This is a genomic window from Streptomyces sp. NPDC059355 (assembly GCF_042752335.1).
In the GTDB taxonomy this organism is placed as follows: Bacteria; Actinomycetota; Actinomycetes; order Streptomycetales; family Streptomycetaceae; genus Streptomyces.
On sequence record NZ_JBHYXN010000008.1, the window covers coordinates 188,392 to 209,222 of the forward strand.

Consider the following 20,831-nt stretch of genomic DNA (forward strand, 5'->3'; position numbering starts at 1 on the left):
AAACTATCGTAATATAAACTTTGCCTACCCCGGGCAGCGCCCCACCCCGCCCCCGACCCCGGCCACCCCGACTCCGCCCCCGTCCCACCCCCGGAGGGCTACGCTTGATGTCGGAAAATCGCCAGCCCGGCCAGGGCCGGCCCGGGATGCTGGAGCCATGTACACCGACACCGACCGCTGCGTGAGGGCCGTGCAGTCGAAGGACGCCCGCTTCGACGGATGGTTCTTCACCGCCGTGCGGACCACCGGGATCTACTGCCGGCCCAGCTGCCCCGCGGTGCCGCCCAAGGTCGAGAACATGACCTTCCTGCCCAGCGCCGCCGCCTGCCAGCAGGCCGGGTTCCGGGCCTGCAAGCGGTGCCGGCCCGACACCTCCCCCGGCTCCCCCGAGTGGAACGCCCGCGCCGACGCGGTCGCCCGGGCCATGCGGCTCATCCAGGACGGGGTCGTGGACCGCGAGGGAGTGCCGGGGCTGGCGGTGCGGCTGGGGTACTCCACCCGCCAGGTGGAGCGGCAGCTGAACGCCGAGCTCGGAGCCGGACCCCTCGCCCTCGCCCGGGCCCAGCGCGCCCAGACCGCCCGGCTGCTGATCGAGACCTCCGAGCTGCCGATGGGCGACATCGCCTTCGCCGCCGGGTTCTCCTCGATCCGGACCTTCAACGAGACCGTCCGCGAGGTCTTCGCCCTCGCCCCCGGCGAGCTGCGCCTGCGGGCCGGGAAGACGAGCCGGCACGCGCCGAGGGTGCCCGGGAGCATAAGCCTGCGCCTGCCGTACCGGGCCCCACTCAACCCCGACAACCTCTTCGGCCACCTCGCCGCGACGGCCGTCCCCGGCGTCGAGGAGTGGCGGGCCGGCGCCTACCGCCGGACGCTGCGGCTCCCCTACGGCACCGGGGTCGTGGCGCTCAGCCCGCAGCCCGACCACATCGGCTGCCAGCTGGCCCTCACCGACCTGCGCGACCTCACGATCGCCATCAGCCGCTGCCGCTGGATGCTCGATCTGGACGCCGATCCCGAGGCCGTCGACGAGCAGCTGCGGTCCGATCCGCTGCTGGCCCCGCTCGTGGACAAGGCCCCGGGGCGCCGGGTGCCGCGTACGGTCGACGCGGCGGAGTTCGCCGTACGGGCCGTGCTCGGCCAGCAGGTGTCCACCGCGGCGGCCCGTACGCACGCCGCCCGGCTGGTCGCCTCGTACGGGGAGCCGGTCGCCGATCCCGATCCCGAGGGCGGGCTGACCCACCTGTTTCCCTCGCCGCAGGCGCTGGCGGCTCTGGACCCCCAGTCCCTGGCCCTCCCGGCGAGCCGGCGCGCCACCCTGACCACCCTCGTCGGCGCGCTGGCCGACGGCTCCCTCCCGCTCGGCATCGACAGCGACTGGGAGGCGGCCCGGGCGCGGCTGACCGCGCTGCCCGGGTTCGGCCCGTGGACCACCGAGGTGATCGCGATGCGGGCGCTGGGCGACCCGGACGCCTTCCTGCCGTCCGACCTCGGGGTCCGGCGGGCCGCGAAGGAGCTCGGGCTGCCGTCCACGCCCGCGGCGCTCACCGCCCGCGCGGCCGGCTGGCGGCCCTGGCGCGCGTACGCCGTGCAGTACCTGTGGGCCACCGATGCCCACCCCATCAACCACCTGCCCGTCTGAGGAGTGCGTACGCCATGAGCACCATGAGCACCAAGCAGCACAGCATCGTCGACAGCCCGTACGGTCCGCTCACCCTCGTCGCCACCGACGGCGTCCTCAGCGGCCTGTACATGACCGGGCAGCGGCACCGCCCGGCCGAGGAGTCCTTCGGGGAGCGGGTCGCCGTGACGGAGGAGCCCTTCCCCGAGGTCGTGCGGCAGCTGGCCGCGTACTTCGCCGGGGAGCTCACCGAGTTCGCCGTGCCCGTCCGGCTGGAGGGCACCGCGTTCCAGCGCAGCGTGTGGGACCAGTTGGTACGGATCCCGTACGGCGAGACCTGGTCGTACGGGGAGCTCGCGGCCAGGCTGGGCAAGCCGAACGCCTCGCGCGCGGTGGGCCTGGCCAACGGGAAGAACCCGGTCGGCATCATCGTCCCGTGCCACCGGGTGATCGGCGCCTCGGGGAGCATGACCGGCTACGGCGGCGGCGTCGAGCGCAAAGTGCAGCTGCTGGCCTTCGAGTCCGGCGCGACGGGGTCGTGACTCAGACCAGCGCGAGGGGGACGAGCAGGGCGAACGCGGCCCCCGCCTCCACCGCGTAGGCGTACAGGGAGGGGTGCTGGACGGGGGCGGCGAGCAGGACCACGCTCTGCTGGGCGCCGGCGGCCTCCACCCATGCGGCGTCGGCGCCGAGATGGCCCTGGTACCAGCCCTCGCATGCGCCGGGGCCGGTTACGGCGAGGAGGTCGTCCTCACGGCGGTAGAAGGCCTGCCAGCCGGCGGCGGGGACGGACCAGCCCTCGAAGTCGGTGAACGAGGCCCAGCCGCCTTCGCGTATCGCGGTGTCGAACAGCCACACCGGCGTCCCCTCGGCCGTGACCTCGCCGCCCTCCTGCTGCTCGGTGGTGAAGTGGACCATGGGCAGGGCGTCGGGCCCGTCGGCGGTGCTGGGCCAGGCGTACATCGTGATCATCAGATGATTCTGTCCTGCTCGAAGTAGGCCCGGTGTCACGAGGAGACCGGACGGCTGCCGTTCTCCAACTCCGCGGCGCCCTCGCCGGACTCCAGGACCCGGTAGGCCTCCCGGGTGCGGCGGCCGAGCGATCCGGGGAGGTACGCGGTGAGTTCGGCGGGCTCGACCAGCCGCCAGGAGAGCAGTTCCTCCTCCTGGAGCTTGATGGAGGCGAGTTGCGCCTCGTCGAGCACCCCGCCGTCGTAGAGGTACGCGACCAGCGGCGGACGGCCCTCGCCGAGCGTCCAGTCGACGGCGAGCAGCCGGCCGAGCGGCAGGTCCAGGCCGATCTCCTCGGCGCTCTCGCGCCGGGCGGCCGTCCGCGGGGACTCACCGGAGTCCGACTCGACGGTGCCGCCCGGCAGGGCCCATCCCTCACGGTAGTTGGGCTCGACGAGCAGCACCCGCCCGTCGGCGTCGCGGTAGAGGGCGGCTGCCCCGGCCAACACCCGGGGCAGGCTCGCGATGTACGCGGCGTAGTCATCGGTGGTGGTCACGCCGCCAACCCTACCCAGCCGTCCTACCGGACTCACGCCCGCCGTATTCGGCCGCCATCCGGCATACAGGCGATCAAATGATGATCGCATTTCGGTGATATTCTGGCCGCTCATTCCGGGTTCCTTGCGCCTGAAGACCTCCGGCGCCGGGGGGACGCCTGGAGCCGGTGTGCCATCCTCCGGCCCGGCCCGTACTTCATGACCGGTCGTACGCGGCCGGTTCAGGGCGTCGGCGCGTCCGCCGACGCCCTTTCGCTCTCAGATATGAGGACAGGCGAACAGCCATGCACAACGCAGCAGCCTCTGCACGCGACGAGGTCACCAAGCCGGTGCCCGTGTTGTCGGTCGTGATCCCGATCTACAACGAGCAGGAGGCACTGCCGCTGACCGTGGCGCGCCTGCGCCCGATCCTGGACGACCTCGGCGTGAGCTACGAGGTGGTCGGCATCGACGACGGCAGCACCGACGCCACGCCTGTGATCATGCAGATGATACGGCAGGACTGGCCCGAGCTGCGCATCGTGCGCTTCGCCCGCAACTCCGGGCACCAGGCCGCGCTGACGGCGGGCATCCACCGGGCCCTCGGCGACTACGTCGTCAGCATCGACGCCGATCTGCAGGACCCGCCGGAGAAGATCTCCGAGATGTTCGCGCTCGCCCGCGAGAAGGGCCTGGACATCGTCTACGGCGTTCGCGGCGACCGCGGCACCGACACCTTCTTCAAGCGGCGTACGGCAGGCGCCTATTACTGGCTGATGCGCAAGCTCGTCGGCAAGAACATGCCCAACCAGGCGGGCGACTTCCGCCTGCTCAGCCGGGCCGCCGTCGATGCCTTGAAGTCCCTGCCCGAGCACCAGCCGGTCTACCGCCTGCTCGTGCCGTGGCTCGGGTTCAACAGCGGCGAGGTCGTCTACGTCCGCGAGGAGCGGGTCGCCGGCAGCACCCACTACCCGCTGTCCAAGATGGTCCGGCTCGCCCTCGACAGCATCACCAACTTCTCGGCCGCCCCGCTGCGACTCGCCACCTGGCTGGGCCTGATGAGCTTCCTCGTCTGCTTCTGCCTGGCGATCTACACCACCCTGCAGTACGCGTTCGGCTCGACCGTGCCCGGCTGGTCGTCCCTGTTCATCGGCATGCTCTTCATCGGCGGTGTGCAGCTCATCTGCGTGGGCCTGCTCGGTGAGTACATCGGGCGGATCTACTCGGCCGTCCAGGCGCGGCCCGCCTACTTCGTCGGCTACGACTCCGCCGAGGACAGCGACTCCGCGCCGAAGGCGCGGACCTCCGAATACGCGGCCTGATCCACGGCCAGTCAGCCGACGCACACCAGGCAGGAACATCAACGGCATGGGAACAACTGACAGCGTCGCGCCCGAGCGGACCGCCCTCTCGGACCGGCGGCCCGGCGGATCCACCTCACCGGGCGAGGTCGGGCGACCAGCCGTACAGCTCCTCCGGCGGTTCCTGCCGGGGCTCGCCGCCTACCTCTTCCTGGTCGTGCTCCTGCTGCTCGCCGACACCTCGGTCGGCGACGTCGCGCGCTACACCGGCTATGCGCTGTGGGGCGTACTGCTCCCCGGCACGCTCGTGTTCCGGGCCCTGCGCCGACGGCCGTTCAGCCTGCTGGAGGACCTCGCGTACGGAGCCGTCACCGGCCTGGTCCTGGAACTCGTCGCCTGGTTCCTGATCGTCTCCCTCGGCGCCCAGTCGGTCGCCGTCGCCTGGCCGCTGGCCGTGGTGATCCCCTTCGCGGCGGTGCCCCGGCTGCGGCGGCACTGGCGTCCGCGCGGCTACCGGGCCTCCTCCCCGGGCTGGTCCTGGTCGGTCGCCGGGACGGTCATGCTCAGCAGCGCGTACTTCCACCAGGTGTTCCTGGCGCGGTACCCGGTGCTGCCGACCGGTGAGAGCGACAGGATCTTCGGCGACATGCCGTACATGCTGTCGCTCGCCGCGAACGCGAAGCAGCACGCGCCACTGACCGTGCCACAGGCCGCCGGTGAACCGCTGTACTACCACTGGTTCTCCTTCGCCCACATGGCGATGACCGACATGGTCGGGCACATCGACCTGCCGGTCGTCGAGTCCAGGCTCATGGTTCCCGCGCTGGCCGCGCTCTCCATGGTGATCACCGCCGTGGTGGCCCGGCGCCTGACCGGCCGCGCCTGGGCCGGCCCGCTGGCCGCGGTGCTGGTCTTCGCGGTCGGCGAGTTCACCGCGACGTACCCGAACAACGTCAACACCTGGACCTTCGGGGCTCCGGCCGTCCGGCTGATGTTCTGGTCGAGCCTGTCCCTGACGTACAGCCAGCCGCTCCTCATCGCGCTGATGGGTGTCGTCGGTGACGCGCTGCGCCGCTGCGGCATCAAGGCCGGGGCCGGGGCCGGCAAGAGCGGCGGGGCGGACGGCGCGGCCGCCGAAGCCGGCCCGGGTGGGGTCGGCGCCCCCCTGTTCGGCCGGGGGGTGTTCGTCCTGGCGGCCCTGTTCGCCCTGGCCTCCAGCGCCGCCAAGGCGAGCACGCTGCCCGTCACCCTCGCCGGACTGGCCGTCGCCGGTCTCGTGATGCTGATCGGCACCCGCCGCGTGCCGTGGACCGTGGTCGGACTGGGCGCGATCCTGGCCGGCGCCCAGGTCTTCGCCACGGCGGTCATCTTCCACTTCGAGAGCTATGGTCTCGAGATCGCCCCGTTCGGCAACATCCAGAGCTACTGGGCCGACCCGGGGCACGCGCGCCCGGCGGCCTTCCAGGCACTCGTCGTCGCCGCCACGCTGGCCGCCTTCCTGCTGAACCACCACGTGAAGCTGCTGGGCATGATCCCGCTGCTGTGGCGCCGCACGTTCAAGCTGGAGCCGGTGCAGTGGTTCCTGCTGGGTGCCGCGGTCGCCGGGCCGGCCGCGTACCTGACCGTCAACGGCTACAACTCCAGCTACTTCACCATCGCCGCGCTGCCCTTCGGCGCCGTGCTGTCGGCCTGGGGCTACTGCGAGTCGTTCGAGCGCGCCGCGCTGCCCCGCCGGGCCAGGGTGGCACTCGCCGTCGCCACCCCGGCCTTCATCGCGCTGCTCACCTTCGCGATCTACCGCTACTCGGACGCTTGGGCGAAATTCGTCCAGCGCCTCTGCGGTGACCGCGAGGCGAACTCTTCGTACTCCCTCTTGCTGGCCGCTCTCGGCGCGGCGGCCGCACTGGCCCTGACAGCCCTGGTCTGCGGCGCCCTGTGGCGGCTCGTCGGCAGGGCCCGGCCCGCGCTGCGCGGGCGCGGCGGGATCGTCCTGCTGACCGCGGCCCTCGCCGCGGGCGCGCCCGGCCTCGCGCACGACGCCCTGCAGTCCCGGCAGGAGGCCTGGGTCGGTTCCTGGGTGCTGCCCGGTTCGCAGGTCGACGCGGCGCGTTGGATCCGCGCGCACAGCGAGCCGTCGGACGTCCTGGTCACCAACAGCCACTGCTGGGAGTTCGACGACTACGCCAACGGGCCGGCCTGCAACAACACCCGCTCCCAGTGGCTCAGCGGGTACTCGGAACGGTCGGTGCTGATCGAGGGCTGGGCGTACGCGCCGCGCGCCGTCGCGCTGACCCGGGGCGGGACGGCCTACGACGGCCCGTTCTGGGACCAGGAGCTGTTCGCCCTCAACGAGGACGCCGTCCACCGGCCCACGGAGGCGAAGCTCCGCACGCTGCACGACCGGTATCACGTCCGCTTCGTGGTGGTCCACCGGCCGACGGGGCACGAGTCGCCGCGCCTTCCCGAGCTGGCCCGGCCGGTCTTCGACAACGGCAGGGTCGCCGTCTACCGGCTGTCGTGACCTCGGCCCCCGCAGGGGGTCAGGGCGGCGGGGGCGGGTCCTCGCGGTCTCGGCGGGGGGAGCCGGCCAGGCGGCGCAGGCGGGGGTGGCGGATCGGGGCCCGGTCGGTGACGGCGTCGCCGACCATCGCGGTGACCGCGTCGCGCATCCCGTGCAGGGCGTGGTGGCGGGCCGGCCCGGCGCCCGGGTCCTCGCGGAGCTCCTTCACCAGGGCCCAGCAGAGCAGCATCATGACGATCACGAAGGGCAGCGCGACCAGGATGGTGGCGGTCTGCAGGGATTTGAGGCCGCCCGCGACCAGCAGTACGGCCGCCACCGCCGCCATCAGCACGCCCCAGGTGACGACGAGCCAGGTGGGCGGGTTCAGCGAGCCGCGGCTGGTGAGCGAGCCCATCACCAGGGAGGCCGAGTCGGCGCTGGTGACGAAGTACGTCATGACCAGGGCCATGGCCGCGTACGAGGTGACGGTGCCCAGCGGGAGCGCGTCCAGCATGGCGAAGAGGGAGGCCTCGGCCCCGTCCTTGACCTTGACGGCGAGGTCGGCCGCGCCGGTGGAGTCGAGGCGGATCGCGGTGCCTCCCATCACGCAGAACCAGACCACCGTGGCCCCGCTGGGCACGAGCAGGACGCCGATCAGGAACTCGCGGATCGTGCGGCCGTGGGAGATGCGGGCGATGAAGGTGCCGACGAACGGCGCCCAGGACAGCCACCACGCCCAGTAGAAGATCGTCCACGCGCCGAGCCAGGAGCTGTCGGTGAAGGCGCCGGTACGGGTGGCCATGGGCAGCAACTCGTGCAGGTAGCTGCCCATGCTGGCGGGGATCACGTCGAGGACGTAGACGGTCGGGCCGAGGAGGAAGACGAAGAGCATCAGGGCCGCGGCGAGCACGATGTTGATCGTGCTCAGCCATTTCACGCCCTTGTGCAGGCCCGAGAAGGCGGAGAGCACGAAGGCCGCGGAGAGCGAGCCGATGATGATCAGCTCGACGCCGGTGGAGTCCTCGATCCCGGCCGTGATGTGGAGCCCTTCGGCGACCTGGAGCGCGCCGAGGCCGAGGCTGGTCGCCGTGCCGAAGACGGTGGCGAAGACCGCGAGCAGGTCGATGGCCCTGCCGGGCCAGCCGCCCGCGCGCTCCTCCCCCATCAGCGGGACGAAGGCGGCGCTGAGCCGGTTGCCGCGGCGCTTGCGGAAGGTGGCGTAGGCGAGGGCGAGGCCCGCGATGCCGTAGATCGCCCAGGGGGTGAGCGTCCAGTGGAAGAAGGAGTAGTCGAGGGCCGCCTGGGCGGCCGCCCCGGTGCCGGGGGCCGCCCCGGAGGCGGGCGGCGGGTTCAGGTAGTGGGTGAGCGGCTCGCCGACCCCGTAGAACATCAGGCCGATGCCCATGCCTGCGCTGAACATCATCGCGATCCACGCGAGGTTCGTGAACTCGGGCTCGGAGTCGTCGGCGCCGAGCCGGATCCGGCCGAAGCGGCTGATCGCGAGGACGACGCACATGACGAGGAAGACGTCGGCGGCGATCACGAACAGCCAGGCGAAATTGGCCAGGACCCAGGCCAGCGCGGTGCTCGACGCCGTGTCGAAGGAGTGCTTGCCGAGCGCCGCCCACGCGACGACGGCCAGCACGGCGATCACCCCGATGGTGACGACGGCCGGGTCCGGTGCGGGTTCCGGGCCTTGCGGACGTGCGTCTTCCAGTGGATCCGCGCTCATGCGGCCACACTATGCAGGCGTATATACCTATTTAGGGGGATGGCGCGCCGCGTGTGACCCAGGCCACCCATGGGCATAGGAGGATCCTCCGGATAGGCTCATGGGGGCGCGACTGCACTGTTCGATAGCAAGGGATTAGCAAGGTGACGAACGGAGCAGTAACTGAGACCGCGCGCGTGCTCATCGCCGCGGACAAATTCAAGGGCTCGCTCACGGCCGTTCAGGTCGCGGAGCGGGTGACGGCCGGCCTTCGCAAGGCCGTACCGGACGTGGAGGTCGAGACCCTCCCCGTCGCGGACGGCGGCGACGGTACGGTCGCGGCCGCGGTGGCGGCCGGGTTCGAGCGCCGGGAGGTACGGGTCACCGGACCGCTCGGTGAGCAGGTCACGGCCGCTTTCGCGCTGCGCGAGGGCACCGCCGTGGTCGAGATGGCGGAGGCTTCCGGGCTCCAGCTGCTGCCGGCGGGTGTGTTCGCCCCGCTGACGGCGACCACGTACGGCTCGGGCGAGCTTTTGAAGGCCGCGCTGGACGCGGGCGCGCGCTCGATCGTCTTCGGCGTGGGCGGCAGCGCCACCACCGACGGCGGTGCGGGAATGCTGGCCGCACTCGGTGCGGTGTTCCTGGACGCGAACGGTGAACCGGTCGGTCCGGGCGGCGGCGCGCTCGCGGAACTGGCGTCCGCGGACCTGTCCGGGATCGACCCGCGCTTCGCGGAGGTCGACTTCGTCCTGGCCAGCGACGTGGACAACCCCCTGACCGGCCCGAAGGGGGCGCCCGCGGTCTACGGCCCGCAGAAGGGGGCCTCGCCGCAGGACGTGGCGACGCTGGACGCGGCGCTGGCGCACTTCGCGGTGGTGCTGGAGAAGTCGATCGGGGAGAAGGCGGGCCGGCTGGCCGCCGCCCCGGGTGCGGGCGGCGCGGGCGGCATCGGGTACGGGGCGCTGCTGCTCGGCGCGTCGTTCCGGCCCGGGATCGAGCTGATGCTGGAGGTGCTGGGCTTCGCGCCGGCGCTGGAGCGCGCCACGCTGGTGATCACCGGTGAGGGCTCGCTGGACGAGCAGACCCTGCACGGCAAGGCGCCGGCCGGTGTCGCGGCCGCGGCGCGCGCGGCGGGCAAGCCGGTCGTGGCGGTCTGCGGCCGTCTGCTGCTGGGCCAGGAGGCCCTGGAGGCGGCCGGCATCCGCAAGGCGTACCCGCTGACGGACCTGGAGCCCGACCCGGCCAAGTCCATCCCGAACGCGGGCCCCCTGCTGGAGCGGGTCGCGGCGAACATCGCCGCCGAGGTGCTCTGACCTACGGTCGGCCGTACAGGGCCCGGCACCCCCGAGCGGGGGCGCCGGGCCCCGGCGTTTTCCGGCCTCGGTCGCCGGAGGGACCGCTGCGGGACTACGCGCCGAGCAGTTGGGCCGTGGTGACGACGCGGGCGAAGCCGCCGCCCTGGAGGTTGACGGCCGTGGCGGTCGCCAGCTGGTCCGCGGTCAGGGAGGGTCCCGCCGGTCCGGCCGTCAGGTCGAAGGTGTGGGTGGCGTCGAGGGGGACGAGGACCTCGTAGCCCAGGTTCCCGGCCATCCGCGCGGTGGTCTCGACGCACATGTTGGTCTGGATCCCGGTCACCACCAGCTGGCCGATGCCCTGGGCGGTGAGCCAGTCGGCCAGGTCCGGGGTGCCGTAGAAGGAGGAGTTCACCGTCTTGGTGATCAGCAGGGACTCCTGACCCGCCCGGTCCGCCACGAAGTCCTTGAAGGCGTGGCCGGGGTGGCCGGCGGCCAGGACCGAGCCGGCGGTCAGCGAGGCGTGCCGGACGAGGACCACCGGGCGGCCGGTCTCCCGCCAGGCGTCCATGAGGGCGGCGATGTTGGCCTCCGCCTCCGGGTTGTTGCACGGTCCCCAGTAGGACGCGTCGTCGAAGCCCTTCTGCACGTCGATGACCAGCAGCGCTGCGTTGGGGGCGAGTTCGATCTCGTTCTTCGTCATGGCTTCATGATCTTCCGCCCGACCGGCCCGCCGACAGGCGCTCGCGGGACCCGAACCGATGGGATCCTGCCAGAATGGCAGCATGCATCGTGTCGCCGTCGTCGTCCAGCCCGGCATCCGCAGCTTCGACCTCGCCGTCATCACCGAGGTCTGGGGTCCCGACCGGAGCCGGCTCGGCGTCCCCCGCTTCGAGCTGCGCCGGTGCGCCGTCGACGCCGGCGCCATCGCGCTGCCGGGCGGGCTCACCCTGGCCCCCGACCGGGGGCTCGACTGGCTCGCCGAGGCCGATCTCGTCGTCGTACCGGCGCTCGCCGAGCCGTCCGACCCGACGCCCGGGCCGGTCCTCGCCGCCCTGCGGGAGGCGCACGCCCGGGGCGTGCCGGTGGCCGCGCTGTGCGCCGGGGCGTTCATCCTCGCCGAGGCGGGCCTGCTGGCGGGCCGCCGGGCCGTGACCCACTGGTCGCTGGCACCGACGCTGGCCGCGGCCCACCCCGGCGTGCGGGTGGAGGACGCCCCTCTGTACGTGGAGGACGCCGGGCTGTGGACCTCCGCCGGGGTGGCCTCCGGGATCGACCTCTGCCTGCACCTCGTGCGCCGGGCCCACGGCGCGGAGGCCGCCGCCGCGATCGCCCGGTCCATGGTGACGGGCCCGTTCCGCACCGGCGACCACGCCCAGTACCTGGACCGGCCCACCCCGGCGGCGGACCGCACCACCGAGGCCCTGGCGGCCGTACGGGAGCGGGCCCTGCGCCATCTGCACGAGCCGCTGTCCGTGGCCACCCTGGCCCGCTGGGCCGGGATGTCCCCGCGCTCCTTCGCCCGCCACTTCGTCGCCGCGACCGGCACGACCCCGCACCGCTGGCTCCTGGTCCACCGCCTGGACGCGGCCCGCAAGCTGCTGGAGCGCACCGATCACCCGGTGCCGGAGGTGGCCCGGCGCGCGGGCTTCGCCAGCGAGGTCACGTTCCGCCAGCATTTCGCCGCGTACGTCGGCCTCAGCCCCCGCGCGTACCGCGCTGCGGCGGCCACCGCATCGGCAGCCCCGCCCAAATCGCGGTGACAGTGTTAGAAATGGCTCATGACCGGACGTTTGGGTCGACCCAGGGGATCGCCGGCCCGGCAGCCGACCGGGCGGGACGCGGGGCTGCCCGCGTGGCGCCCCCGGGGCGCCCACAGTGTCGCCGGTCAGGTCTTCGCGCTCATGGCGTTCATCGTCGTCCTGCTGATCACCGCGGCCGCGCTCGCCCTCGTCTTCCAGGAGCGGTACGACACCGAGCGCGACGCGCGCCACCGCTCGCTGGCGGCCGCCGAGTCCTTCGCCCACGCCCCCGGGCTGCCCGCGGCCCTGAGAGCACCGAATCCGACGGCCGAGCTGCAACCGCTGGCCGAGGCGGCGCGGCGGGCCGCGGGCGTCGACTTCATCGCCGTGATGACCCCCGACGGACTGCGCTACACCGACTCCCGGCCGGATCTGATCGGCAAACGGGCCACCGGCGACCTCTCGCGCGCCGTGGCCGGGCACCCCTTCACCGAGGTGTTCAAGGGCTCGCCGAGCGACGCCGTCCGCGCCGTGGTCCCCGTACGGGACGCGAACGGCAAGGTCGTCGGCCTGGTCGGCACCGGCATCGAGGTCGCCACCGTCTCCGACTCGGTCACGGGCCAGCTGCCGCTGCTGCTCGGCGCCGCGGCCGGGGCGCTGCTGCTCGGCACGGGCGGCGCCGCCCTGGTCAGCCGGCGGCTGTCGCGCCAGACCCGGGGCCTGGGCGCGGGCGACATGGCCCGCATGAACGAGCACCACGAGGCCGTCCTGCACGCGGTGCGCGAGGGCGTCCTGATCATCGGCGCCGACCACCGGCTCCTGCTCGCCAACGACGAGGCCCGGCGGCTGCTGAACCTGCCGCCCGACGCCGAGCGGCGCCACGTGAGCGAGCTCGGACTCGATCCGCGGACCACCTCGCTGCTGGTGTCCGGGCGGGTCGCCACGGACGAGGTGCACCTGGCCGGGGACCGGCTCCTGGCCGTCAACGTCCGCCCGACCAAGCCGTACGGCGGGCACCCGGCCGGCAGTGTCATGACCCTGCGCGACACCACCGAGCTCGCCGCGCTCTCCGGCCGCGCCGAGGTGGCCCGGGACCGGCTCCAGCTGCTGTACGACGCGGGGGTGCGGATCGGGACCACGCTGGACGTGGTGCGGACCGCCGAGGAGCTGTCGGAGGTGGCCGTGCCCCGGTTCGCCGACTTCGTGACGGTGGAGCTGCTGGAGCCGGTGCTGAAGGGCGAGGAGCCCTCGCGGGGCACGGGCGTGTACACGGAGATGCGCCGGGCGGCGATGAGCGGGGTGCGCACCGACCAGCCGCTGCAGCCGGTCGGCGACGTCATCCGGTTCGTGGTGCCGACCGCGCCGATGGCGGCGGCCCTGGACGCCGGACACGCGGTGCTCGCCCCCGATCTGCACGCGGCGATGGGCTGGCGGGCCCAGGACGAGGCGGGCACCCGCCAGGCCCTCGGGTACGGGCTGCACTCGCTGATCTCGGTGCCGCTGCAGGCCCGCGGGGTGGTCCTCGGCATGGCGAACTTCTGGCGGGCCGCCGACACCCCGGAGGCCTTCGACGAGGAGGACCTGTCGTTCGCGGAGGAGCTGGGGGCGCGGGCGGCCGTCTCCATCGACAACGCCCGCCGCTACACGCGGGAGCACGCGACGGCCGTGGCCCTGCAGCGGAGCCTGCTGCCCCGGGTGCTGCCGGACCAGACCGCCGTGGACGTGGCCTTCCGGTACCTGCCCGCGAAGGCCGGGGTGGGCGGCGACTGGTTCGACGTGATCCCGCTCGCCGGTGCCCGGGTGGCACTGGTCGTCGGCGACGTCGTCGGGCACGGGGTGCACGCGGCGGCCACGATGGGCCGGCTGCGGACCGCCGTGCACAACTTCGCCTCCCTGGACATGCCGCCGGACGAACTGCTCGGGCATCTGGACGAGCTCATCCACCGGATCGACCAGAACGAGTCCGGGAGCGCCGGGGACCCCGCGAAGGGAGCGGGCGAGGCGGCCGGCGTCACCGGTGCCACCTGCCTGTACGCGGTCTACGACCCGGTCTCCGGGGCCTGCGCGATGGCGAGCGCCGGGCACCCCGGTCCGGCCCTGGTCGGGCCGGACGGTTCGGTGGAGTTCCCGCAGCTGCCCGCCGGGCTGCCGCTCGGGGTGGGCGGCATGCCCTTCGAGGCCGTGCGGCTGCGGCTGCCCGAGTCGAGCCGGCTCGTGCTGTTCACGGACGGCCTGCTGGAGGACCGCGACCGGGATTTCGACACCGGCCTCACCCTGCTGGCCGAGACGCTCGCCCACCCCGGCCGCAGCCCCGAGCAGGCTTGTGCCGACGTACTGGCGGCGCTGCTGTTCCCTACGCCGAGCGACGACATCGCCCTGCTGATCGCCGACACCCGGCGGCTGGAGGCGGACCGGATCGCCGAGTGGGAGGTGCCGGCCGATCCGGCCGCGGTCTCCCGGGTCCGGGGCGCGGCCTCGGCGCAGCTGGCCGCCTGGGGCCTGGGGGACGTCTCGTTCACGGCGGAGCTCATCCTCAGCGAGCTCATCACCAACGCGATCCGGTACGGGAACGCGCCCATCCGGGTGCGGATGCTGCGCGACCGCAGCCTCATCTGCGAGGTCTCCGACGGCAGCAGCACCTCGCCGCACCTGCGGTACGCGGCCACCACCGACGAGGGCGGCCGCGGCCTGTTCCTGGTCGCGCAGTACTCCGAGCGCTGGGGCACCCGGTACACCGAGCGGGGCAAGGTCATCTGGGCCGAGCTGCCGCTGGCCGGGGAGCCGGAGCCGGCCCTGCCCGTACCGGACCTGACGGCGCTGGAGGACCTGGCCTGGTGACCGGGGTGCGCCGGACGCAGGCGTATCGATTCGCCCCGGGCTGCGGCAGGCCCGTACGAGAGCCGCCGGCGACTCAGCGGCCGCCGGCGGCCTTCGTACGGGCGAGCAGGACGGCCACGTCGTCCTGCGGGGCCCCCGGCAGCAGCCGCGCCAGGATGTCCTCGCACAGCCCGTCCAGGGGCTGCCCGGCGTCGCGCAGCACCCACCCCAGCTGGGCCATGCCCTGGTCTAGGTCGCGGTCGCGGGACTCGATGAGCCCGTCGGTGTAGAGCACGAGCAGGCTCCCGGGCGGCAGGGCGACCTCCTCGGTGCGGAACTCCTGCCCGCCCGTGCCCAGCGGGGTGCCGGGCGGGCCGTCGAGGAAGGTGACCTCCCCGTCGGCGGTGGCCACGGCCGGCGGCGGGTGGCCGGCGCGGGCGATGACGCAGCCGCCCGTGGCCGGGTCGTGGACGGCGTAGACGCAGGTCGCCATCTCGTCCTCGCCCAGGTCGGCGACGGCCTCGTCGAGGGAGCGCAGCAGCCGGGTCGGGGAGACGCCGTGGCGGGCGAGGGTGCGTACGGCGGTGCGCAGCTGACCCATGACGGCCGCGGCGTGGATCCCGTGGCCCATGACGTCGCCGATGACCAGGCCGGTGCGGCCGCCGGGCAGCTGGATGACGTCGTACCAGTCGCCGCCGACGTCGTGGTCGCTGGCGGGCAGGTAGCGGCCGGTCAGTTCCAGGCCGGCGACCTCGGGGAGGGCGCTGTTGCTGAGGCTGCGCTGGAGGGTCAGCGCGGCCCGCCGCTGGTTCGTGTACATCCGGGCGTTGTCGATGTTGAGCGCCGCGCGGGCGACCACCTCGTCGATGAGTACGCAGTCCTGCTCGTCGAAGGGCTCGCGGTCGTTCATCCGGGTCACGGTGACCGCTCCGAGCACGGTGCCGCGGGCGAGGAGCGGGATCAGCCGGGCGGAGCCGAGGGTGGCGAGGTACGCGCGCAGCTCGGCGGCGCGCGGGTCGGGGAGCAGCGCGTGGACGTCGGCCCGGTACAGGTTCATGGGCCGGCCCTCGGCGATCACCCGTTCGTAGACGGAGTCGGGCGGGATCTGGAAGGTCTGGCCGGGTGCCAGCCGGGCGGTGGGGGCCTCGGGGTCGGGGAACTCGACCGCGATGCGGCGCAGCACGCCCTCGTGGGTGGCCGCCGCGTCGTCGGGGGCGAGGACGGTCTCCAGGAGCTGCACGTCGGCCGAGTCGGCCAGCTGGGGTACGAGGACCTGCACGATCTCCCGGGCGGTCTGGCTCAGGTCGAGGGTGGTGCCGATGCGGGTGCCGGCCTCGGCGAGGACGGCGAAGCGGCGGCGGGCCCGCTCGGCCTCGCCCTGGGCCTGCTGGCTCTCGGTGATGTCGATGAGGGAGGCGATCACGCCGAGCGGGCGGCCGGAGCCGTCGAGCAGGGGGGCGTACGAGCAGGACCAGGTGTGGTCGTGCCCGGGATCGGCCGGGGTCCGGCCGGTGCGGCGCACGTCGACGACGGCGGTGCCCCGGTCCAGGACCTGGCGCATGGTCGCCTCGAGCGCGGCGGCGTTGACGCCGGGCACGACCTCGGTGAGCCGTTTGCCCAGGTGTGCGGCGGCCGAGACCCCGTTCATCCGGGCCAGGGCGTCGTTGACGCGCAGGAAGCGCAGGTCGGGGCCGAGGGTGGCGAGGCCGATGGGCGACTGGGTGAACAGGCTCTGGAGGGCGGCGAGCGAGTCCCGCATGCGCAGGACCTCGGTGGTCTCGACGGCGATCAGCATGGCCCCGGTGCGGCCCTGCGGGTCGGCGGCGGGGACGATCCACATCTCCATGGTGACGCGGTGCCCGTCGCGGTGGCGCACGGGCAGGGTGCCGACGACCGTCTCGCCCGCCTGGACCCGCCGGGTCAGGTCGGCGGCGAGGGCGTGGTTGGCCTCGGGGACGAGGACGGAGGTGCCGGCCAGTCCGAGGATGTCCTCGGGGCGGTGGCCGAGCAGGTCCTGGGCGGCGAGCGACCATTCGACGATGATCCCGTCGGCGTCCTCCCGCCACAGCGCGATCGGGAGCAGCTCGCTGAGTACGCCGGCGTACCCGACGGCCGCGGTCGGCTGTTCCGGGACTTCGCTCGTCGACTGGTATGTGTCCACCGCACCGACCTCACCCCGGGGGGTCCGATTCCTACCGATTCACCCTATCCGAGCCATCGGCACGGGGCGCTGCGTCAGGCCGGTGCGCTCCGCTGCCTCGGGTACAGCCAGGGCAGTGCGAACGTGACCCAGAACAGGACGGCGTAGAGGATGAGGGCGGCCCACCAGCCGCCGAGCCCCGGGCGGCCGAACTGGACGAGGGCGGCGATCCCGCCCGCGACCGCGGCGGCCCCCGGCAGCAGCCACCACCGGTCGGTCCCGACGTACAGCACGGCCGCGGCGGCGAGGGCGAAGCAGGCCCCGACGATCAGGGTGCGCCAGCCGTCGCCGACCGCCGGGAACGGCGCACCGCGCAGCTGCCACAGGGCGACGGGTGGGCCGGCCAGTGCGAGCACGACGAGGGGGAGGCGCAGCCAGGCGGGCCGGATCCACTGCCTGACCAGCGCCGCCAGCGCGACCATGGCGTACAGGCAGACCGGAACGTGGGCGAGCAGCGAGGACCAGTGGGCGGTGGAGAAGGCGATGCCCGTCCACATCAGCACGGCCGCGATCAGTCCCCACAGCGGGGCCACCACCCCGACCAGGGGCGGGAGGTAGACCAGGGGCTTCAGCGCGCCGAGGACGCCCTGCACCGCGCGGGCCCCGGCCTTCCCGGTGGGCTGGAGCGCCGGCCAGGCGAGGAGCCCGGTCCGCAGGGCCGCCCGGCGGGGATCCCGCGCCCGGAGCAGCTGTCCGACCTCCTCCTCGCCGATCCCGCCGAAGGAGCCCAGCGCGGCTTCGAACGCGGCCGGTGCGGCCAGGGCGGGCGGGTTCAGCGGCGGGTCCGGGGGCTTGTTGCCGCCCCGGAAGCCCTTGCGGTGCAGCTCCGCGAGGAACGGCAGCTCCTCGCGGAGGATCTCGTGCTGGCGTACGGCGGTGAGCACGTCCCGTACCCGGTCCCAGGGCTCCACGTCCGACCGTGAGGTGACGTCCTGCGCCCAGAGCTCCATGAACGCCGGACCGAGGGCCGGTTTCGCGGCGATCCGCTCACCGAGGGCCGTGAGGTCTGCGGTGTCGCCGAACGCTTCGCCCAAGCGCTCGTCGGTGGCGACGACGGACACGAGGGAGGCGGCTCCGTCGAGACGGCCCCAGGTCCAGTCGCTCATCCGCCAGCGGGCGCTGAGGAACGCGGCGAAGTTGTTGAGCTGGTTGCCGCTGAGCTTGGCCCTGACCATGTCCTTCGGGGAGTCCTGGACCGCCGCCGGCAGCACCCTGCGGGTGGCCCAGCTGGTGTTCGCCGCCGAGAGGGTGTGGAAGTCGATGTCGGGCGCCTCGGCCAGCGGGTCCGGGCGCAGCGGGCCGAGCAGCACCTCGGCGTACGCGAGCGCGTCGGTCATCGGACCGGCGCCGCGGGCCGCCGCGTGGAGCGCTTCGTAGCCGGCGACGTCGGGGACCAGGTCCACACCGATCTCCGCGCCCAGTTCCGCCAGCCGCTCCCACAGGTGCCCGAAGCCCTCCGGTACGGCACCCGGGGCGGGGCCGGGCACGGGGGCGGGCGCGGGGGCGGGGGGCTGCGGCAGGGAGCCGCCGGTGACGGCCGTCGCGAGGTTCGCCGCCCAGGTCTCCCACTGCGCGCAGGCCGCCCCGGGCGGGAGCGCGGGCGGCATGAGGGCGCCCAGCAGCCGGGTCGCCTCGCGGAAGGGCGCCGTGGCGTCGGTGGGGAGCAGCCCCTGGGACAGGGCGGTCCGGTAGCGGTCGAGCAGCAGCCGGTCCCGGGCCGCGGTCAGCGTGGCGACGGCGGAGCGGCACGCGAAGAGCCGCGTACGGTACGCCTCCACGCGCTGCCGGTCCGTCGGGGCCGAGTCGACCGCGTCCGTGCCCGCGGGCCCCGCGGCCGCCGGGCCGCCGTCCTCCCCTCCCGCGCCGGACTCGTACGCGTCCAGCCAGTCCATGAGCAGGCGTACGGTACGCGCCAGGACCAGCGGCGAGCACCCCGGTCCGGGCAGCGCGCCGGGCCCCACCGCCAGGCCGTCCGACGCCTCGCGCAGCCGGGCGAAGAGGGCCGTCGAGCCACGGCCCACGCTCTCGTCCAGCGCCTCCAGCGGCCCCGGGCCCGCCGGCAGCGGCAGCGCGTCGGGGCCGGTCACGTCCGCCGGGTCCTCCAGCAGCCGGACGAGCCGCAGCGCCTCCGCCCCGCCGACCGTACGGGCGTACGCCCCCCGCCGGGCCGTCGCCACGTCCTCCAGCTCGGCGAGGGTCAGCGGCAGCGCCCCGGCGGCGGCGCGCTTGCGCTGGGCCGCGGCCTCGGCGGCGCGCAGCTCGAGGGCGTCGTCGCGCAGGGACTCGGAGCCGGTCTTCACGGCCAGGGACTTCGCGGCCATCCGCACCAGCCGGGTCACGCGCCGGCTGCTCCCCGGCTCGGGCGGCGGCGGGAACGGCGGCACGGGCTGGAGGAAGAGCAGCCAGCGGTCGGCCTTGCGGGCCACCGGGGCCCCGGCGACGGCCCGTACGGCCCAGGCGACGGGGATGTTGTCCAGCAGCCCGCCGTCCACGAGTTCGGCGCAGCCGTTCAGGTTCTCGTCGGGGTACCCGGTCTCGCTGCTGACCCCGCGCATGTCCACCCGGGGCGGGTCCTCGACGGGCTGCGCGCCGTTCCCGAGGTACACCCGGGCCGGTTCGAAGGCCCCGGGGAACGAGGAGGAGGTGCGCGCCGCGTAGGCGAGCCGGTTCAGTGCCGCCTCCCGGGCCGCGCCGGTGACGTCGACGGGGAAGTCCGTCAGGGAGCTGCGGTGGCGGAAGCGGAAGTAGGCGTTCGAACGGCCGACCAGGAGCGGCCGCCCGAGGGTGGGCCGCACGCGGTCCCGGCGGGGGCGCAGCCGGGTGGCCGTCAGGATCAGCCGGAGCGAGGCGGGGGGCTTCCAGTCCGGCGGGGCCTCGTCGATGAGCCGGCCCAGCGCGTCGCGCAGCTCCGCGTAGAAGACCTCGTCCCCGCGCATCAGCGAGGCCGGCACGTGGAAGGGCGTGGAGCGGCGCAGCAGCCCTTCGAGGTCGCCGAGGCGCAGCCACACGTCCCGTACGCCGCGGCCGAAGGGCATCCCGTACACGAGGTGGCAGGCCAGCAGGACGCCGTTGAGCCCCCCGGCACTGGTCCCGACGAGGACGTCGATGTCGACGTCCTCGTATCCGCACGTGTCCAGCAGGCCCGCGTAGAGGCCCGCTTCGGGGGCGGGCTTCCGCCCGGCCGCGGCGCGGAGCGCCGCCGTCTCGCAACAGGCCCCGCCCATCCAGACGGCGAGGCTGACCCCGCCGCGCATCGCGAGGGCCAGGCGCAGTTCGGTACTGCGCCGACCCGGCCGGTCGTCGCTCATGCCACCAGCTTGACCCCGGATCAGGCGCGGCGCACCCGGGCGGCCACCACCTCGCGGGTGCGGGTGGTGGAGCGGCAGAAGTTCCTTATCAGGCCGGAGAGTTCACATCCCGGTTCCACCCCTAGTTCGCGTTTCACGAGAGCGCGGTACGTGTCGTACGCGCGCATGGCCTCGATCAGGTTGCCCTCCGCCAAGTGCGCCTCGATCAGGGCCCGCTGGGCGCTCTCGCGCAGCGGTTCGGCACTGACGGCGAGCAGGGCCGACTCCACCGCCTCGGCGTGCCTGCCCACCCGGGCCAGCTCGCGGCTGAGCGCCTCCAGCGCGTGCAGCAGCCGCTGGCGGACCCGTTCCCGCTCCAGCAGCACCCAGTCGTCGTACCAGCCGGGCAGCAGGTCGAGCGCGTCGGTGCGCCATTTCAGCGCCGACAGGTCCTGGGCGGTGGCGGTGCCGCCGATGAGCCGCCCGGCCCAGCCGTACAGCACGTACAGGTCCACCACGGTGTGCTCGCGCATGGCGAGCGAGCACTTGTCGGAGTCGAGGAGGTCGATGCCGGCGGCCTTGAGCCGCCACAGCGCGGACCGCAGGTTCCCCGCCGCCCGCAGGTCGTCGCCGGACGGCCACAGCGTCCCGGCTGCGTGCCGGCGCTCGACCCGGCCGCCGTTGAGCGCGACGAACGCGAGGAGGCGCTTGCCCCCTTCGGGCACGTCCAGCCATCTCCCCTGATGGATGACGCGCGGGCCACCCAGGAGATGGAGGGCCGGCGGCTCCCCCTGCCCGGGGACGCGGACCGGGGACGCGAGGAACTGCTGGTTCATAGGCGGTCCTCCTGCATAGAAGTCCGACCACATATGCTAT

General features: G+C 73.8%; 14 protein-coding genes. 7 read left to right on the plus strand and 7 right to left on the minus strand.

From position 1 onward, the window contains the following. The first annotated feature begins 157 nt into the window (after nt 1–157). A complete protein-coding gene (locus ACFXGI_RS10860) occupies nt 158–1,639 on the plus strand; it encodes an AlkA N-terminal domain-containing protein (RefSeq protein WP_384705089.1) in 1,482 nt (493 codons plus the stop codon). A gap of 23 nt (nt 1,640–1,662) precedes the next feature. Continuing rightward, nucleotides 1,663–2,160 carry a methylated-DNA--[protein]-cysteine S-methyltransferase gene (locus ACFXGI_RS10865; RefSeq protein ID WP_384705128.1) on the plus strand — a complete coding sequence of 166 codons (498 nt, stop codon included), beginning with the start codon at nt 1,663–1,665 and terminating at the stop codon, nt 2,158–2,160. Between the two features lies 1 nt (nt 2,161). On the opposite strand, the gene ACFXGI_RS10870 is transcribed toward ACFXGI_RS10865, so the two are convergent. Both ACFXGI_RS10870 and ACFXGI_RS10875 read right to left on the minus strand, forming a co-directional pair. Continuing rightward, nucleotides 2,162–2,590 carry a hypothetical protein gene (locus tag ACFXGI_RS10870; RefSeq protein WP_384705090.1) on the minus strand — a complete coding sequence of 143 codons (429 nt, stop codon included), beginning with the start codon at nt 2,588–2,590 and terminating at the stop codon, nt 2,162–2,164. A 35-nt stretch (nt 2,591–2,625) separates the two neighbouring features. Further along, nucleotides 2,626–3,126 (minus strand): NUDIX domain-containing protein, encoded by a 501-nt coding sequence (locus ACFXGI_RS10875; protein WP_384705091.1) that lies wholly within the window; start codon nt 3,124–3,126, stop codon nt 2,626–2,628. 284 nt (nt 3,127–3,410) lie between these two features. Between ACFXGI_RS10875 and ACFXGI_RS10880 the strand changes: the two genes are divergently transcribed. Beyond that, on the plus strand, nt 3,411–4,427 hold the full coding sequence (locus ACFXGI_RS10880; protein WP_384705092.1) for a glycosyltransferase family 2 protein: 1,017 nt from the start codon (nt 3,411–3,413) through the stop codon (nt 4,425–4,427). 46 nt (nt 4,428–4,473) lie between these two features. Next, a complete protein-coding gene (locus tag ACFXGI_RS10885) occupies nt 4,474–6,927 on the plus strand; it encodes a hypothetical protein (RefSeq protein WP_384705093.1) in 2,454 nt (817 codons plus the stop codon). A gap of 19 nt (nt 6,928–6,946) precedes the next feature. On the opposite strand, the gene ACFXGI_RS10890 is transcribed toward ACFXGI_RS10885, so the two are convergent. Further along, nucleotides 6,947–8,638, minus strand: coding sequence for a BCCT family transporter (locus ACFXGI_RS10890; RefSeq protein ID WP_384705094.1), 1,692 nt, complete (start codon nt 8,636–8,638; stop codon nt 6,947–6,949). Between the two features lie 143 nt (nt 8,639–8,781). Here ACFXGI_RS10890 and ACFXGI_RS10895 point away from each other — a divergent pair, with 143 nt between their 5' ends. Further along, entirely contained in the window at nt 8,782–9,930 is a 1,149-nt protein-coding gene (locus ACFXGI_RS10895) for a glycerate kinase (protein ID WP_384705095.1), read from the plus strand. Between the two features lie 94 nt (nt 9,931–10,024). Here ACFXGI_RS10895 and ACFXGI_RS10900 read toward each other — a convergent pair whose 3' ends face one another. Further along, entirely contained in the window at nt 10,025–10,612 is a 588-nt protein-coding gene (locus ACFXGI_RS10900) for a cysteine hydrolase family protein (RefSeq protein WP_384705096.1), read from the minus strand. 82 nt (nt 10,613–10,694) lie between these two features. Here ACFXGI_RS10900 and ACFXGI_RS10905 point away from each other — a divergent pair, with 82 nt between their 5' ends. Then, nucleotides 10,695–11,672: a GlxA family transcriptional regulator gene (locus tag ACFXGI_RS10905; RefSeq protein ID WP_384705097.1), complete on the plus strand. Its 978-nt coding sequence runs from the start codon at nt 10,695–10,697 to the stop codon at nt 11,670–11,672. Between the two features lie 18 nt (nt 11,673–11,690). Beyond that, nucleotides 11,691–14,489: a SpoIIE family protein phosphatase gene (locus tag ACFXGI_RS10910; protein ID WP_384705098.1), complete on the plus strand. Its 2,799-nt coding sequence runs from the start codon at nt 11,691–11,693 to the stop codon at nt 14,487–14,489. Nucleotides 14,490–14,562: 73 nt separating this feature from the next. On the opposite strand, the gene ACFXGI_RS10915 is transcribed toward ACFXGI_RS10910, so the two are convergent. From ACFXGI_RS10915 to ACFXGI_RS10925, 3 genes are all read right to left on the minus strand, one after another. Continuing rightward, the gene (locus ACFXGI_RS10915; RefSeq protein WP_384705099.1) at nt 14,563–16,629 is read right to left on the minus strand and encodes a SpoIIE family protein phosphatase; all 2,067 of its coding nucleotides are present in this window, start codon (nt 16,627–16,629) and stop codon (nt 14,563–14,565) included. Between the two features lie 74 nt (nt 16,630–16,703). Beyond that, nucleotides 16,704–19,976 carry a DUF3376 domain-containing protein gene (locus ACFXGI_RS10920; protein ID WP_384705100.1) on the minus strand — a complete coding sequence of 1,091 codons (3,273 nt, stop codon included), beginning with the start codon at nt 19,974–19,976 and terminating at the stop codon, nt 16,704–16,706. A gap of 20 nt (nt 19,977–19,996) precedes the next feature. Then, entirely contained in the window at nt 19,997–20,791 is a 795-nt protein-coding gene (locus ACFXGI_RS10925; RefSeq protein ID WP_384705101.1) for a BTAD domain-containing putative transcriptional regulator, read from the minus strand. Between the last annotated feature and the right edge of the window lie 40 nt (nt 20,792–20,831).

Excerpts from the sequence above, each read along its gene's own strand:
- ACFXGI_RS10860 (WP_384705089.1), top strand. The coding sequence starts at position 158 with ATGTACACCGACACCGACCGCTGCGTGAGGGCCGTGCAGTCGAAGGAC.
- ACFXGI_RS10865 (WP_384705128.1), top strand. The coding sequence starts at position 1,663 with ATGAGCACCAAGCAGCACAGCATCGTCGACAGCCCGTACGGTCCGCTC.
- ACFXGI_RS10870 (WP_384705090.1), bottom strand. The coding sequence starts at position 2,590 with ATGATCACGATGTACGCCTGGCCCAGCACCGCCGACGGGCCCGACGCC.
- ACFXGI_RS10880 (WP_384705092.1), top strand. The coding sequence starts at position 3,411 with ATGCACAACGCAGCAGCCTCTGCACGCGACGAGGTCACCAAGCCGGTG.
- ACFXGI_RS10885 (WP_384705093.1), top strand. The coding sequence starts at position 4,474 with ATGGGAACAACTGACAGCGTCGCGCCCGAGCGGACCGCCCTCTCGGAC.
- ACFXGI_RS10890 (WP_384705094.1), bottom strand. The coding sequence starts at position 8,638 with ATGAGCGCGGATCCACTGGAAGACGCACGTCCGCAAGGCCCGGAACCC.
- ACFXGI_RS10900 (WP_384705096.1), bottom strand. The coding sequence starts at position 10,612 with ATGACGAAGAACGAGATCGAACTCGCCCCCAACGCAGCGCTGCTGGTC.
- ACFXGI_RS10905 (WP_384705097.1), top strand. The coding sequence starts at position 10,695 with ATGCATCGTGTCGCCGTCGTCGTCCAGCCCGGCATCCGCAGCTTCGAC.
- ACFXGI_RS10910 (WP_384705098.1), top strand. The coding sequence starts at position 11,691 with ATGACCGGACGTTTGGGTCGACCCAGGGGATCGCCGGCCCGGCAGCCG.
- ACFXGI_RS10920 (WP_384705100.1), bottom strand. The coding sequence starts at position 19,976 with ATGAGCGACGACCGGCCGGGTCGGCGCAGTACCGAACTGCGCCTGGCC.
- ACFXGI_RS10925 (WP_384705101.1), bottom strand. The coding sequence starts at position 20,791 with ATGAACCAGCAGTTCCTCGCGTCCCCGGTCCGCGTCCCCGGGCAGGGG.